Source organism: Allobosea sp. NPDC003192, assembly GCF_050275675.1.
Classification (GTDB): Bacteria; Pseudomonadota; Alphaproteobacteria; order Rhizobiales; family Beijerinckiaceae; genus Allobosea.
This window is the reverse complement of the sequence record NZ_JBNNPK010000005.1, coordinates 102110-115585: the sequence shown is the minus strand read 5'-3', so window position 1 is coordinate 115585 and position 13476 is coordinate 102110. Positions and strand designations below refer to the sequence as shown.

16 protein-coding genes are annotated in these 13476 nt (G+C 67.6%); 1 reads left to right on the top strand and 15 read right to left on the bottom strand.

The window, feature by feature from the left end:
* Window positions 1-47: 47 nt before the first annotated feature.
* From tilS to ruvA, 14 genes are all read right to left on the bottom strand, one after another.
* Window positions 48-1106 (bottom strand): tRNA lysidine(34) synthetase TilS, encoded by a 1059-nt coding sequence (tilS, locus tag ACQKLX_RS09040; RefSeq protein ID WP_427361250.1) that lies wholly within the window; start codon window positions 1104-1106, stop codon window positions 48-50.
* Window positions 1103-1999, bottom strand: a complete 897-nt coding sequence (gene ybgF, locus ACQKLX_RS09035; RefSeq protein WP_427361249.1) for a tol-pal system protein YbgF — start codon at window positions 1997-1999, stop codon at window positions 1103-1105. Before ybgF ends, tilS begins: the two co-directional genes overlap by 4 nt.
* A gap of 170 nt (window positions 2000-2169) precedes the next feature.
* Complete coding sequence (gene pal, locus ACQKLX_RS09030) at window positions 2170-2670, bottom strand: peptidoglycan-associated lipoprotein Pal (protein WP_427361248.1); 501 nt, start codon at window positions 2668-2670, stop codon at window positions 2170-2172.
* Window positions 2671-2865: 195 nt separating this feature from the next.
* Window positions 2866-4224 (bottom strand): Tol-Pal system beta propeller repeat protein TolB, encoded by a 1359-nt coding sequence (gene tolB / locus ACQKLX_RS09025; protein ID WP_427361247.1) that lies wholly within the window; start codon window positions 4222-4224, stop codon window positions 2866-2868.
* A gap of 5 nt (window positions 4225-4229) precedes the next feature.
* Complete coding sequence (gene tolA / locus ACQKLX_RS09020; protein WP_427361246.1) at window positions 4230-5351, bottom strand: cell envelope integrity protein TolA; 1122 nt, start codon at window positions 5349-5351, stop codon at window positions 4230-4232.
* Window positions 5352-5397: 46 nt separating this feature from the next.
* On the bottom strand, window positions 5398-5847 hold the full coding sequence (gene tolR / locus ACQKLX_RS09015; protein ID WP_427361245.1) for a protein TolR: 450 nt from the start codon (window positions 5845-5847) through the stop codon (window positions 5398-5400).
* Between the two features lie 11 nt (window positions 5848-5858).
* Window positions 5859-6572, bottom strand: coding sequence for a protein TolQ (gene tolQ, locus ACQKLX_RS09010; protein ID WP_427361244.1), 714 nt, complete (start codon window positions 6570-6572; stop codon window positions 5859-5861).
* A 441-nt stretch (window positions 6573-7013) separates the two neighbouring features.
* Window positions 7014-7469 carry a DUF2852 domain-containing protein gene (locus ACQKLX_RS09005; RefSeq protein WP_427361243.1) on the bottom strand — a complete coding sequence of 152 codons (456 nt, stop codon included), beginning with the start codon at window positions 7467-7469 and terminating at the stop codon, window positions 7014-7016.
* A gap of 265 nt (window positions 7470-7734) precedes the next feature.
* Window positions 7735-8382, bottom strand: a complete 648-nt coding sequence (locus ACQKLX_RS09000) for a TetR/AcrR family transcriptional regulator (RefSeq protein ID WP_427361242.1) — start codon at window positions 8380-8382, stop codon at window positions 7735-7737.
* Window positions 8383-8439: 57 nt separating this feature from the next.
* Complete coding sequence (ybgC, locus tag ACQKLX_RS08995; RefSeq protein ID WP_427361241.1) at window positions 8440-8847, bottom strand: tol-pal system-associated acyl-CoA thioesterase; 408 nt, start codon at window positions 8845-8847, stop codon at window positions 8440-8442.
* Window positions 8848-8928: 81 nt separating this feature from the next.
* Window positions 8929-9432 carry a DUF3828 domain-containing protein gene (locus tag ACQKLX_RS08990; RefSeq protein ID WP_427361240.1) on the bottom strand — a complete coding sequence of 168 codons (504 nt, stop codon included), beginning with the start codon at window positions 9430-9432 and terminating at the stop codon, window positions 8929-8931.
* A 91-nt stretch (window positions 9433-9523) separates the two neighbouring features.
* Window positions 9524-10546 carry a Holliday junction branch migration DNA helicase RuvB gene (gene ruvB, locus ACQKLX_RS08985; RefSeq protein WP_427361412.1) on the bottom strand — a complete coding sequence of 341 codons (1023 nt, stop codon included), beginning with the start codon at window positions 10544-10546 and terminating at the stop codon, window positions 9524-9526.
* Between the two features lie 23 nt (window positions 10547-10569).
* Complete coding sequence (locus ACQKLX_RS08980; protein WP_427361239.1) at window positions 10570-11058, bottom strand: GNAT family N-acetyltransferase; 489 nt, start codon at window positions 11056-11058, stop codon at window positions 10570-10572.
* Window positions 11055-11672, bottom strand: a complete 618-nt coding sequence (gene ruvA / locus ACQKLX_RS08975; protein WP_427361411.1) for a Holliday junction branch migration protein RuvA — start codon at window positions 11670-11672, stop codon at window positions 11055-11057. Before ruvA ends, ACQKLX_RS08980 begins: the two co-directional genes overlap by 4 nt.
* A 90-nt stretch (window positions 11673-11762) precedes the next feature.
* On the opposite strand from ruvA, the gene ACQKLX_RS08970 reads away from it, so the two are divergent.
* Window positions 11763-12974 (top strand): NAD(P)/FAD-dependent oxidoreductase, encoded by a 1212-nt coding sequence (locus ACQKLX_RS08970; protein WP_427361238.1) that lies wholly within the window; start codon window positions 11763-11765, stop codon window positions 12972-12974.
* Here the strand turns inward: ACQKLX_RS08970 and ruvC are convergent.
* Entirely contained in the window at window positions 12956-13474 is a 519-nt protein-coding gene (ruvC, locus tag ACQKLX_RS08965; RefSeq protein WP_427361237.1) for a crossover junction endodeoxyribonuclease RuvC, read from the bottom strand. The two genes, ACQKLX_RS08970 and ruvC, sit on opposite strands and share 19 nt — an antisense overlap.
* Window positions 13475-13476: the final 2 nt, after the last annotated feature.

Here is a 13476-nt window from a genome sequence, read left to right as displayed (position 1 = left end):
AGGGCCGCCATGCCCCCTTGCCAAGGGAAGCCTGCCCCTTCTTAGGGTTATACCGTCGCAGGGTGAACGCCTCGGCTTCTCCTGCCTTCACGCGCGAGCGACAAAACGCCGTTCCCCGCGAGCGACAGGCGAAAGCCACCGAGCGTGCGCCGCAGCGCCCTACCTTCGCGCGCCGCGGCGATCAGCGCCTGCGTGCAGTCCTCGAGCCGCGCCAGACGCCGTGGCACCTCGGCCTCCGCATCACTGTCCTGTGCCGCCGCCAGCACCAGCGCCAGGCCCCGGATGACGATCTCCTCCGGCTCCTGGCTGAGCCGCGCGAAATCGAACCAGCGCTGTCCGCCCCCGCCACCGGCCGGCAGAGCGGCCAGGGCGCGGAGCGCAAGCCTGTCCAGGGCCTCGTCAGCTCGCGCCAGCCGATGGGCGAGCTGGCCGAGGCGCCCAGCACTCAAGCCGGCCTCCGCCAGTTCCGGCAGCAGCCGGCGCCAGCGGATGCGGGTGAAGCGCGGGTCGTCATTGGACGGATCGCTCGCGAAGGAAAGTCCGCGCGCCTGGCAGGTCGCGACGAGCCGCGCTTTCACGATTCCAAGCAGCGGCCTTGCCAGCACGATCCCGCTCACCGCGCTGCGTGGCGCCATACCCGCGAGGCCAGCAAGGCCGGAGCCGGCGGCCATGCGCATCAACAGGGTCTCGGCCTGATCGTCGGCGGTATGGGCAGTGACGATCGCCGTCGCACCGAACGCCCGCACCTCCTCCGCCAGCAGCGCATAGCGCGCGGCACGCGCCTTCTCTTGCAGCGCCGTCTGCGGCTTATCCCCCAGCCAGCGCTTGATGCGGTGTTCGACGCCGAGCCCGGCGCAAAGTTCGCCGACCATCAGCGCCTCCCGCGCCGCCTCCGGGCGCAGGCCGTGATCGACGGTGACCGCCACGAGACGCGGGCGCCCCTGGCCGGCCCACTCGGCCAGCAGCGCGAGGAGGGCGACGGAATCCGGCCCGCCCGATACGGCGACGATCAGCGCTTCATCGCCAGCGAGCGAATGAAACAGGACGGCGGCGTCCGCCGCCGTCAGGGGCCGAGGTTCTGGCCGGTCTGTCGACGCCGCGGTCAAGCGCAGCGGGCGCGCTGCCGCTCGCGCTCGACGCCCTGGCGCACCGCGTTCGAGGCGCCTGGATAGTCGACGCCGACCTTGGCGAAGGTGGCGCAGGCCTGGTCGCGCGCACCGAGCCCGTTCAGGGACATGCCGAGCTTGAGCAGGCTGTCGGCGCCCTTGCCTGCCTTCGGAAAATCGCGCGAGATCTTCAGGAACTGCTCGGCCGCCTCGCGATAGCGCCGCCGCTGGAAATAGCTCTCGCCGAGCCAGAAGGTCGCATCGGCCGCCAGGCGGTCGCGCGGATAGCTCTGCAGGAACTCGCGGAAACTCATTTCGGCGCGCTCGTATTCCTTGCGCAGCACATGGGCGTAGGCGACGTCGTAGAGCTCGCGCGGACTGCCCGCCTGCCCGGTCGCCGCGACGCTGGGGCCGCGCGGCGTCGCCGACGGCAGCGCACCGTCCGGCACCGGACGACCGACGCTGGAGAGGTCCATCGGGCCCTGCCCCTGATCTCCGGCGAATTCCTCGTCGATCACCTGGCCGAGCTGGCGCGGCGCGCCAGCTGCACCGGGCTGCCCGGCGGGGTCGAAAGCGTCGCCGCGGCGCTCGCGCCCCGGCTGCGGCGGTGGCGGATTGGCCGGGCGGGTGGCCTGGGGCGCCGGCGCTGCGCCGCCACGCTGGCCGCCGCGCTCCGAGAAGCGGAAGTCGACATCTTCCTGCATCTTGCGCAGCTGTTCCGTCAGGCGCCGGTTCTCGAACTGCAACTGCTCGATCTGGCCGGAAAGCTGACGCAGCTGGTTTTCGAGCCGGCTGGTGCGCACCACGAGATCGGCCGCATCCTGCGCGACGGCAGGCTGGATCAGGCCGATCGCCAGCACCGAAAGACCGGCAAGCAGGGCATGCCGCAGCAAGGGCCGCTTCCGGCCCGAAATCGAAGTCGTCACAAAGCTCATATCAAGCAAACCGCATCGCCCCGTAGATCAACGCTATCACACGCGAATACCGCGGCCAAAATATGGAAAAGCCGGCGCTTTCCTTGCGGTAAGCGCCGGCTTCGTCAAGCCTCTATCGAGCGGCCGGATCAGACGCCGCCGGCGCCGTCGAGCACCGTCACGGCGCGGCGGTTCTGCGACCAGCAGGAGATGTCGTTGCAGACCGCGACCGGCCGCTCCTTGCCGTAGGAGATGGTGCGGATGCGGTTGCCAGGGATGCCGCGCGAAGCCAGGTAGTCGCGGACCGTCTGGGCGCGGCGGGCGCCGAGCGAATAGTTGTACTCGCGGGTGCCGCGCTCGTCGGCATGGCCTTCGATCGTGAAGGTGTAGCGCGGATAGCGCTGCAGCCATCCCGACTGCTTGTCGAGGGTCGCGACCGCGGTCGGGGTCAGGTCGGTCGAGTCGGTCTCGAAGAAGACGCGGTCCCCGACGTTCACGACGAAGTCCTGGGCGCTGCCCGGGGTGGCGGCGCCACCGGCGCCGAAACCATCGGCATTCTGGTCCTTGGCGCAGGCGCCGAGGGCGAGCGCGCCCGTCAGGGCGGCGGCGATGCGCACGGTGCGGGCGCTGGCGGCGAAGGAGGCGAGCATGTCAATTCTCTCCGAATGTCGGGCGCGGAGCGCGCCGGGCGGCGTCACGCGTTATCCCAATCAATGATGTGTCAACCTAAACGAGACCTTGCCAGAACAAGGCGAAGTGGCGGCATTGCGGCGTATGGTTAACCAAATGTGGCCGGAAACCCGGCCGTTCGGCGATGTTGCATTCCTGCATCAGCGTGACAGGCGCTAGCGCGCCGCCGTCAGCAACGGCGACCAGGTCGGATCGGAGGCGAAGGACGGCGTCGGCACCGGCACCTCGACCCGGCCGGTGATGTCGACCATGTACAATTTGCCGCCGGACTGTCCGCCGGGATCCCGGAAGAACATGATGTACTGTCCGTTCGGGGCCCAGTTCGGCGCCTCGTTGTGGAAGCTTTCGGTCAGGATGCGCTCGCCCGAACCGTCCGGCTTCATCACGCCGATCGCGAAGCTGCCGCCGCCCTGGCGGGTGAAGGCGATGAGGTCGCCGCGCGGCGACCAGGAGGGCTGCGAATAGGAGCCCTGACCGAAGGAGATGCGTTTGCCCTCACCGCCGCCGGCGCCCATCACGTAAAGCTGCTGCGAGCCTCCACGGTCGCTCTCGAACACGATCTGCGACCCATCGGGCGCATAGGAGGGCGAGGTGTCGATCGCCGAAGTCGAGGTCAACCGCTGCGTCGTGCGCGAGCCGATGTCGATCGCATAGAGATTAGCGTTGCCGCCCTGCTGCAGGCTGAGCGCGATGCGCGCGCCGTTCGGCGAGAAGCGCGGGCTCGTGGTCATGTCGGGGAAGTTGCCGACGACCTGGCGCTGGCCGGTCTCGATGTTGAGCACATGCACGCGCGGCTGCTCGCCGGTGCGCTGCGCCATATAGGTCACTTCCTGGGCCACCGGCGAATAGCGCGGCGTCACCACCGAGGTCTCGCCACCGGTCAGGTAGCGCACATTGGCGCCGTCCTGATCCATGATGGCGAGGCGCTTGCGCCGGCTCTCCTTCGAACCGGATTCGTCGACGAAGACGACACGGGTGTCGAAGAAGCCGCCGACGCCGGTGATCTTGGTGAAGATCGCGTCCGAGATGATGTGGCCGACACGGCGGGAATTGTTCGGGTCGGTGAAATATTGCTGGCCGTCGATCTGCTGGCCGGCGACCACGTCCCAGAGCCGGAATTCGGCCCGGAGCCGGCCGCCATCGCGCGAGACCCGCCCGATAACCAGCGCCTGGACGCCAGCGGCCTTCCAGGCCTCGAACTGCGGGGCCGCGTCGAAGGGAGGATTCTTCTCCGGGTGACGCGCCTTCTCGATCGGCAGGAAGTAGCCGCAACGCTTCAGATTGTTGGTGATGATGCCGGAGACCAGGGCCCCGCCCTCGCCGGCAAAATCGGCGACCGCGATCGGCATCGGCTGGAAGGTGCCCTTGCGCAGGTCGATCACCAGCTCGGCCCGGGCCGGGGCGACCAGTGCAGGCAGGACCAGACCCGAGCCGGCCAGTGCGAGCGCATGTCGACGGGTCAGCCCGGCGGCGGTATCGGCCGGACGAAGAGCGGAATGATCAATACGGTCCATGGCGGTCACAGCACGTCCCTGGCGTCGAAATTCACGATGACGTCGCGCCAATCGTCGTAATAGGCGGCAAATTGCGCGGGAATGCGCAGCGGCGAGCAACGGCGCGTCGCCGTCAGCGCCGAATCCGCCGCGAGCCGGAAGAGCGGATCGGGGGAGGAATTGGTCACGCTCGCCTGTCCCATCAGCGAACCGTCGGTGTTGAGCTTCATCCGCACCTGCGGCACCACCGGCTTCGAGGCGCTCTGCAGCGCGATCGGCACGTTCCAGCACTTCTGCAGCTGGTCCTGGATGATGCCCATCAGCTGCGCCCTGAGCGACGGCGAGAGCTTCTGCGAGGAGCCGGTCTGGGTGCCGAGCGAGGCGGTGCGGTTGATCTGGGGTGCACTCGATCCCGACGACTGCGCCTGCTCCTTCGACTGCAGCAGCTTGGCGATGTCGTTCGCGTTGAAATTCTTGGCGATCTCGGCTTCGCGCTTGGCCTTGGCTTCCGCCTCGCGCTTGGCCTTCGCCTCCGCCGCGAGCTTGGCCTTGTGCTCGGCCTCCGCCTTCGCCTTGGCTTCAGCCTCCGCCTTCTGCTTGGCGGCCTTGGCCGCCTCGGCGCGCGCCTGCGCCTCGGCTTCGGCCTTCGCCTTGGCGGCGGCCTTGGCCTCCTGCTCGGCCTGCTTCGCCTTCCGCTCGAGCTCCGCTTCTTCAGCGAGTTTCGCCAATTCCTCGCGGCGCTGCTCGGCTTCCTGCGCGGCAGCCTGCTCGGATTTTTGCGGCTGCTTCACCGGCTCGGCCGGCGGCGTGGGCTTGGGCAGATTGGGCCGAGCCGGCGGCAGCGGTGCCGCGGCATTGTCGTCGGCGACCTTGAGCTCGGGCGGGCGCGAGGGCGGCGCCGGCGTGTCCTGCTTGGCCTCGCCCGCTTCCTTGCGCTCGACGATCTCGGACTGGCGCTCGGCCCGCTGCTGCGGCTGCTCCTGCACCTTCTCGGCCTGGCGCTCGCCGCGCGTCACCTGGTTCAGCGCCGAAGGATCGATCACTTCGACGGCGATCGCTTCCTGATGCTCAGGCAGCGGCGTCGCACCGGCAAAGGCCAGCAGCCCCGCGACCAGAACGGTCGCGTGGCCCAGGGCGGAAACCGCCAAGCCCGGTTCGGAGCGAGACACCATCAACGCGACTGGGCCCCCTCGTTCAATGCGTGTTCGGCTCGGTGACCAGCGCCACCCGCCTGAAGCCAGCACTGGTGATCGTCGCCATCACCGAGGCGACACGGCCGTAGTCGACCTGCTTATGGCCACGCACATAGATGCGTTCGTCCGTGCCCTGCTTGGCGATGGCTTGCAGCTTCTGCACCAGGTCGGGCTCGAGCGTCGGCTGGTCCTGCAGGAAGATCTGGCCCTTGTCGTCGATGGCGATGGTGATCGGCTTCTGATCGACATTGATCGGCTTGGCACCGGTCTGCGGCAGGTCGATCGGCACGCCGGTCGCGATCAGCGGCGCGGCGACCATGAAGATGATCAGCAACACCAGCATGACGTCGATGAACGGCGTCATGTTGATCTCGGCGATGGCTCCGTGGCGACGAGGCCGGCGCCCGCGGCGTCCCCCGGCCTTCCCGCCGGCTGCGGCTGACATGCCCATGCTTCAGACCCTCACGCCGCCAGACGTTCGTCGATCTGCCGCGACAGGATCGCGGAGAATTCGTCGGCGAAGGCTTCGAGCCGGTTCTGCGCCTTGGCGACCTCGGCCTGCAGCTTGTTGTAGGCCATCAGCGCGGGAATCGCGGCGAACAGGCCGATCGCGGTGGCGAACAGCGCCTCGGCGATGCCGGGCGCGACGACGGCGAGCGAGGAGTTCTTCGAGACCGCGATCGCGGTAAACGAGTTCATGATGCCCCAGACCGTGCCGAACAGGCCGATGAAGGGCGCCGCCGAGGCGATGGTCGAGAGCACCAGCAGCTTCGATTCGAGCCGCTCCGCCTCGCGCTGGATGGTGACGTCGAGCACCTTGTCGATGCGCGCCGACAGGCTCGCCACCGAGCGCCCGCCATTCTCGAAGGAGCGCTTCCATTCACGCATCGCCGCGACGAAGACGGCGGCCATGTCGTTGACCGGACGGTTGGCGAGGTCGCGATAGAGCTCCTCGAGCGAGCGGCCCGACCAGAACACCTCCTCGAACGCATCCATGTCCTGGCGCGTGCGGCGATAGAGCAAGGTCTTGTCGATGATGATCGACCAGCACCAGATCGAGGCGGCCAGCAGCCCCATCATCACCAGCTTGACGACGATGTGGGCGTGCCAGAACAGCGTCCAGAACGACATGTCGATCTGCGGCGCGGCCTGCGCGATCTCCACGGCGGGGTTCATCCTGTCATCCTTCTCTCTCGAGCCCGACCGGCCAAGCTGTTAGCGCCTGGTCGAAGCCGGCTCTGGCCGACGCGAAACCGAGTGCGGCCCCGCGCAGCCTGTTCTTCGCGCCGCGAAACTCGCGCCGCCGCCCGTTTCTGCGCTCCGGGGATATGCCATTGACACCAATTGCCGCTGAATTCGGCGAAAGATGGGCCAAACGGCGATGTTCCCGTGCGCCAAAGGCCTTGTGTCCCGTTAAGTCGGCGTCAAGGTTAAGGGCCTGCATGGTTAATATCGCGTTATGACGGCCTTGCAGCTGTCCCGCGCAGCGCGGGCACGCCAGCCGCCGACAAAGCCGAAACCGGAGCAATCATCGGTCATCGCGCATGCGGAAACGCGAACGACCCGCCTCCGTGAGGAGGCGGGTCGCCAACGGTCGACAGCTCTGAAAAGGGGCGATCAGGCGCTTTCGACAGTATCCGTGCCGGTACCGTTGCGACGACGCTCGTTCATGAACTCGTCGAACTCGGCCTTGTCCTTGGCCATACGCAGCCGACCGAGGAAATCATGGAATTCGCGCTGCTCGTCTTCGAGGCGACGCAGCGTCTCGTCGCGATATTCGTCGAAGGCACGGTTGCCGCTCGACGACGGGCCGCGGCCCCAGCCGCCGAAGCCGCCGCGGCCACCCCACTGCTGGGCGCCGCCCATGCGCTCGCGCAGGCGCTCCATCTTGTCCTGCAGGCGGCTCATTCGGTGCTCGTAGCGAGCCTGTCCGCAACCATGTCCCATGCGTCCACTCCAGAAAAGAAAGACCAGGGTCGCCAGACCCAGCGGCCAGAAGATGATGAAGCCGAGCACCGCAAACGCGATCCAGGCTCCCTTTCCGTATTCATCAAGCTTCGCGACGATCGGCATCGATTCCTCTCGAACCTGAATGGCAGCGACGGATGCCGCTGCCGGCCAACCTCCCGTTCGGCTCGGAGCCCGTTCCGACCAGCTTGCTCGGCAAGCTGATCGGCAAAACGGTCTCCATCTGAAGTGAGGGACGGATTCACCGATCAGGTATCCAACCCGATCGGATCCGGCCCTCGCCGACCGTGTGAATGTAAATCACATTCACATATCTGGACGCAACTGCCAAGCCTTTCAAGACGGCCGGATCAAAATTTTCGAGGTGAAGTCAGCCCGCCTGCTCGGGCGGCAGGCCCAGGCCCTTGAGATAGATCAGCATTCCCGCTTCGAGCAGGTCGGAGGCTGACATCGGCAGTGGCCGCCGGCCGGCATCGGCGCGGCCGAACAGGGCGGCGACGCCGTGCGACATCGCCCAGATATGCAACGCCATCATCAGCGCTGGTGGGCGTTTGCCTTGCGGCAGCGCTGCGATCAGCGTTTCCGCCGCCTGGCGCAATTGCTGGAAGGAGCGGTCGGCGGCAGCGCGCAATTCGGGACTCGCGTCGAGCGGCACGCCGGCCTCGAACATCGCCGAATAGAAGGCCGGCTCGTCATGAGCGAAGGCGAGATAGGCACGGCCGAGCCGGTGAAACGCTGTCTCCGCATCGGGCCTGCCATTGTCCCAGGCTTTGGCGAGCGCCGTCTCGAAGGCGACGAAGCCGCGGGCCGCGACATCGGCGAGCAGCTCATCACGATCGCGATAATGCCGGTAGGGTGCCGCCGGGCTGACGCCGGCCATGCGCGCGGCCTCGGCGAAGGTGAAGCCGTTCGGCCCCTTCTCGCCGATCAGGCCGAGGGCGGCGCGGACCAGCGCCTCCTTGAGATTGCCGTGGTGGTATCCCCGCGGCTGCTCGGGCTCGTTGCGCTTCCAGCTCATGTTACGGGCCCTAACATGGCGATCCGCCAGCGTCGATGCCAGCCACCACAGGAGCGATCAGAGGATTTCGAGGCCGAGGCGGTGCCGCAGCACGTCCGGGATGCGCCGGGCCTTGCCGCCGCCGACGCAGGCGACCTTGACCTGCGCCGTGACCAGTACCTCGTCGCCGCGCATGATGCGCTGGTCGAGCTCCATGGTAGCGCCGCGCGCCAGGGTCGGCCTGGTTTCGACCGTGAGGAGATCGTCCATCACAGCCGGCCTGACGAAATCGATCAGCATGCGCCGGACCGCGAAGCCGAGCGCCGCGTCGCCGTCGAAGAGCTCGCGCTGCTCGATGCCGAGGTTACGGATCAACTCGGTGCGGCCGCGCTCCATGAAGCGCAGATAGGAGGCGTGGTAGACGACGCCGGAGAAGTCGGTGTCCTCGTAATAGACGCGGACGGAGATGCTGTGGGCGCCGGCCATGGTCGTCCTTCTGCGAGATGTGCGGGCGTTCTAGACCGCTCTGCACTCCCCGGACAACCGCGTGGTCAAGCTGCTTGCCGTTCACCGCTTGCAGGGTTTGCCCATGAACGAGCCGCAATCATAGGGCTGCGCCAGTTCGCGGCGGACCGAGTTCTTGCCCGTGCCGATATCGTCGATGCGCCAGCCCCCGCCCTCCTCGACCATGCGGAACGGCACGGACATCGCCTTGCCGAAGCTGCGGAAGCTCGCCGTCACCAGCGCCTTGCCGCCGGCCGGAGCCTGCGTGACCGTCACCTTGAGGTTCTTCACCTCGCCATCCTGGCCCTGGATGAACGGGTCGGCGCCGACATGGCCGATATCGCCACTCTCGTCCTGGTAGCGATCATCCCGGGCGAACAGCGCCGCGAGGCCCTTGCTCATCAGCACGTCGCGATGCGGCGGCCGCCAGGGCGGTTCGCCGCCGCCATCCAGCGTCTTCTGCGTGACCTCATAGGCCTTGCGCACGGTAGCATCGGGGGAAGGTTCGGCGGCGTAGCCAGCCACGGAAACCAGCATCAGGCTGAGCGCCACTAGCGCAGATCGCATGCTGTCTCTCTCGGGATCGTTTGACCTATGTCGATGAGATCATGGTGAAGCGGATACCGCATCATCCAAATGCGGGACCGCGCATCGGTCGTCAGTCCTCGTCCTCGCTGCCGAACAGCCCGAACTGCGCGCCTTCGCGGCTTGGCTCCGGCATGCCGAGATGCCGGAAGGCGTGCGGCGTCAGCAGGCGGCCGCGCGGCGTGCGCTGGATGAAGCCCTGCTGCAGCAGGAAGGGCTCGATGATCTCCTCGATGGCGTCGCGCGGCTCGGAGAGCGAGGCGGCAATGGTCTCGATCCCGACCGGGCCGCCACCGAAATTGATCGCGACCGTCGTCAGATAGCGCCGATCCATCTGGTCGAGGCCGATGGCGTCGACATCGAGCAGACCGAGCGCCTTGTCTGCGACCTTGCGGGTGACGATCGCGTCGCCGTCGACGATAGCGAAGTCGCGCACCCGCCGCAGCAGGCGCCCGGCGATACGCGGCGTCCCGCGCGAGCGCTTGGCGATCTCGTTGGCGCCGTCATCCGACATCGGCACGCCGAGCACCCGCGCCCCGCGCGCAACGATGCCCTGCAATTCCTCGACCGTGTAGAACTGCAGGCGGATCGGGATGCCGAAGCGGTCGCGCAGCGGCGTCGTCAGCAAGCCGGCGCGGGTGGTGGCGCCGACCAGCGTGAACTTCGGCAGGTCGATCTTGACCGAGCGCGCCGCCGGCCCCTCGCCGATGATCAGGTCGAGCTGGTAGTCCTCCATCGCCGGATAGAGGATCTCCTCCACCGCCGGGTTGAGGCGGTGGATCTCGTCGATGAAGAGCACGTCGCGCTCTTCGAGATTGGTCAGTTGCGCCGCAAGGTCGCCGGCCTTGGCGATCACCGGCCCCGAGGTCGAGCGGAAACTGACGCCGAGCTCGCGCGCCACGATCTGCGCCAGCGTCGTCTTGCCCAGGCCGGGTGGGCCGACGAACAGGACGTGGTCGAGCGCATCGCCACGCGTGCGGGCGGCGTTGATGAAGACCTGCAGGTTCGCCCGTGCCGCCGCCTGGCCGGTAAAGTCGGCGAGCGAGAGCGGCCGCAGCGAGGCTTCGCTGTCGTCGTCTCGCTTGTCCGCCGTCATCAGGCCGGGCCGCTTCGGCTCACTCACAGCTCAATCTCCAGCTCCAGCGCATCATGCACCGGGATGTCCTGGTAGCCGGTCTTGATGATCGTCGGAACCATCGCGCGATAGGCGTCGATCGCCTCGATATAGAGCCCGGAGAAGCGGAAGCCGTGCTTCTGGTAGAACACCAGCGCCGGCATGTTGTCATTGGTCAGCATCGCCCGGAGTTTGCGTGCGCCGGCCGCCTTGGCCGCCGACTTGACCGCTTCGAGCATGCGCGAGGCCGCGCCCTCCCCCGGTTTCAGCGAATGCAGCGCGCAGAGCACTGCAATGTCGCCGTCGCGGGCCCAACTCGCCACCGCCAGCAATTCGCCCTCGGCGGTGAACATGCCGATCAGGGGCAGTTCGGCGCAGTCATAAAGCTTCGAGCCGATCATCATGCGATGCGAGCCCCAGTGCCGCATCATCAGCGCGAGAAAGGCCGACTTGTCGGCGATCTCCCGGAAGATCACCGTCGGTCCCTTGCTCATTTCGCCAACTCCTTCAGGCCGAGCCGGATCAGCTGGGCCGTGCCGGCCCCCTCACCCGCCTCGCGCGAGGCAGCCGCGACCGCTGCCACCGCTTGCGCCTGAGGATAGCCGAGATTGGTCAGCGCCGAGACGGCGTCCGCCACCGGCTGCGGCAATCTCTTGTCCTCCAGCGCACCTGAGAGCTGCGCCAGCGCCGGGTCGACATGGCCGAAGGCCGGCGCCTTGTCCTTGAGCTCGGCGCAGATGCGCTGGGCGAGCTTGGGCCCGACGCCGGGTGCGCGCGCCACCGCCGCCTTGTCGTTGGTCGCGATCGCGGTCGCCAGCGCGCCGGGCTCGAGCGTCGAGAGGATGGCGAGCGCGACCTTGGCGCCGACGCCCTGCACCATCTGCATCAGGCGGAACCAGTCGCGCTCGGTGTCCGACATGAAGCCGTAGAGCCGGATCGCATCCTCGCGGACATGCGTCTCGATCGAGAGGGCCGCGGCTTCGCCGATCTTGGGCAGGCGCTGCAGCGTGCGCGACGAGCATTGCACGACATAGCCGACGCCCTGCACGTCGACGATGACATGGTCCTCGCCATACGAATCGATGAGGCCCTTGAGCTTTCCGATCATGCCTCCTGTTAGCATGGCGGCAGCCCGCCGCCAGACCGGATCATTCGCGGCGATCATGCGTTCTCCACCGGCGAAATCGGGGAGCTCGATGTGCTGACCAAGACGAGGGATCTGCGGACCGGCCATTCGGTCTGGCAGGGCAAGCGGCCACCGCGCTTTCCGAGGCACGAGATCACATCTGATTCGCAAAGCGACGTCGTCGTCATCGGCGCCGGCATCTCCGGCGCGATGCAGGCCGACGCGCTGAGCGCCGCCGGCTTCGACGTGCTGGTGGTCGACCGGCGCGGCCCGGTCCGCGGCTCGACGCCGGCGAGCACCGCTCTGCTCCAATACGAGATCGACCAGCCTCTGACCAAGCTGACGCGGCAGATCGGCGAGGAGGCCGCGATCCGCGCCTGGCGCCGCTCGCGCCTTGCCGTCGACGGGCTGGCGGCACGGATCAAGGCGCTGTCGATCGCCCCGGTCACCCGCCGTGACTCGCTCTACCTCGCCGGCAATGCGCTCGATGCCGATGCCCTCGCGCCGGAGCACGAGGCCCGCAACCGCGCCGGGCTGGAGACCGCCCTCCTCGACGCCGCTGCGCTGAAGGAGAGCTTCGGCATCGAACGCCCCGCCGCTCTGCTCGGCTACGACAATCTCGAAGCCGACCCTGTGCGTCTCGCCTCTGGCTTCCTGCGCGCTGCGCTCGCCCGAGGCGCACGTCTCGCCTGGCCGGTCGAGATCGTCGACCTCGATGCAAGGCCGCGCTCGGTAAGCCTGCGCACCAAGGACGGCCACCATATCCGTTGCCGCCACCTCGTTTTCGCGACCGGCTATGAACTGCCCTTCGGCAAGCTGCCGAAGGGCCACCGGGTCCTCTCGACCTGGGCTCTGGCGACAGAACCGCAGAAGCGCCGGCTCTGGCCGGATTGCTGCTTCATCTGGGAAGCATCCGACCCTTACCTCTATCTGCGCAGCACGCGCGACGGCCGCGTCATCTGCGGCGGCGAGGATGAGGATTTCGTCGATGAGGACAGGCGTGACGCCCTAATCGAGCAGAAGACGAAAAACCTCCAGCGCAAGCTCGGCAAGTTGCTGCCCCAGCTCTCGACCGAGGTCGATTATGCCTGGACCGGCACCTTCGGAACCTCCGAAACCGGCCTGCCGACCATCGGCCCAATGCCGGACCTCAGGAATTGCTGGGCCGTGATGGGCTTTGGCGGCAACGGCATCACCTATAGCCGCATCGGCGCAGAGATCGTGCGCGCCGGCCTGCTCGGCAAGGCAGATCCGGACGCCGAGCTCTACGCCTTCCGCAGCTGATACTGTGCCAGCAGCGCCCGGGCGCCGCGGTGTTGCGCATGGCAGATCGCGACGGCGAGCGCGTCTGCCGCATCGGCGCTGCGCGTCTCGGCCTTGGGCAGCAGCACGCGGATCATCGCCTGCACCTGCTTCTTGTCGGCATGTCCGACGCCGACCACGGTCTTCTTCACCAGGTTGGCGGCGTATTCGGCGACGTCGAGCCCGGCCAGCGCCGGCACGACCAAAGCGATGCCGCGGGCTTGGCCGAGCTTCAGCGCCGATTGCGGGTCGCGGTTGACGAAGGTCTCCTCGACTGCGACCTCCTGCGGCCGATGCCGCGCGATCACCTCGGTTATGCCCTCGTGCAATTGCCTGAGACGATCGGCCAAGGGCTGCTTCTCGTCGCTTTCGACCACGCCGCAGGCGACGAAGGAGAGCTTGGTTCCCTCACTGATGACGAGACCCCAGCCAGTCTTCCTGAGACCGGGGTCGAGGCCGAGAATGCGAATCGGATCGGACATGC

Excerpts from the sequence above, each read along its gene's own strand:
- tolQ (WP_427361244.1), bottom strand. The coding sequence starts at position 6,572 with ATGAACCCCGCCGTGGAGATCGCGCAGGCCGCGCCGCAGATCGACATG.
- tolR (WP_427361245.1), bottom strand. The coding sequence starts at position 5,847 with ATGGGCATGTCAGCCGCAGCCGGCGGGAAGGCCGGGGGACGCCGCGGG.
- ruvB (WP_427361412.1), bottom strand. The coding sequence starts at position 10,546 with ATGACGGCGGACAAGCGAGACGACGACAGCGAAGCCTCGCTGCGGCCG.
- ruvA (WP_427361411.1), bottom strand. The coding sequence starts at position 11,672 with ATGATCGGAAAGCTCAAGGGCCTCATCGATTCGTATGGCGAGGACCAT.
- ruvC (WP_427361237.1), bottom strand. The coding sequence starts at position 13,474 with ATGTCCGATCCGATTCGCATTCTCGGCCTCGACCCCGGTCTCAGGAAG.
- ACQKLX_RS09000 (WP_427361242.1), bottom strand. The coding sequence starts at position 8,382 with ATGAGCTGGAAGCGCAACGAGCCCGAGCAGCCGCGGGGATACCACCAC.
- ACQKLX_RS08980 (WP_427361239.1), bottom strand. The coding sequence starts at position 11,058 with ATGAGCAAGGGACCGACGGTGATCTTCCGGGAGATCGCCGACAAGTCG.
- tolB (WP_427361247.1), bottom strand. The coding sequence starts at position 4,224 with ATGGACCGTATTGATCATTCCGCTCTTCGTCCGGCCGATACCGCCGCC.
- pal (WP_427361248.1), bottom strand. The coding sequence starts at position 2,670 with ATGCTCGCCTCCTTCGCCGCCAGCGCCCGCACCGTGCGCATCGCCGCC.
- ACQKLX_RS09005 (WP_427361243.1), bottom strand. The coding sequence starts at position 7,469 with ATGCCGATCGTCGCGAAGCTTGATGAATACGGAAAGGGAGCCTGGATC.
- ybgC (WP_427361241.1), bottom strand. The coding sequence starts at position 8,847 with ATGGCCGGCGCCCACAGCATCTCCGTCCGCGTCTATTACGAGGACACC.
- ACQKLX_RS08990 (WP_427361240.1), bottom strand. The coding sequence starts at position 9,432 with ATGCGATCTGCGCTAGTGGCGCTCAGCCTGATGCTGGTTTCCGTGGCT.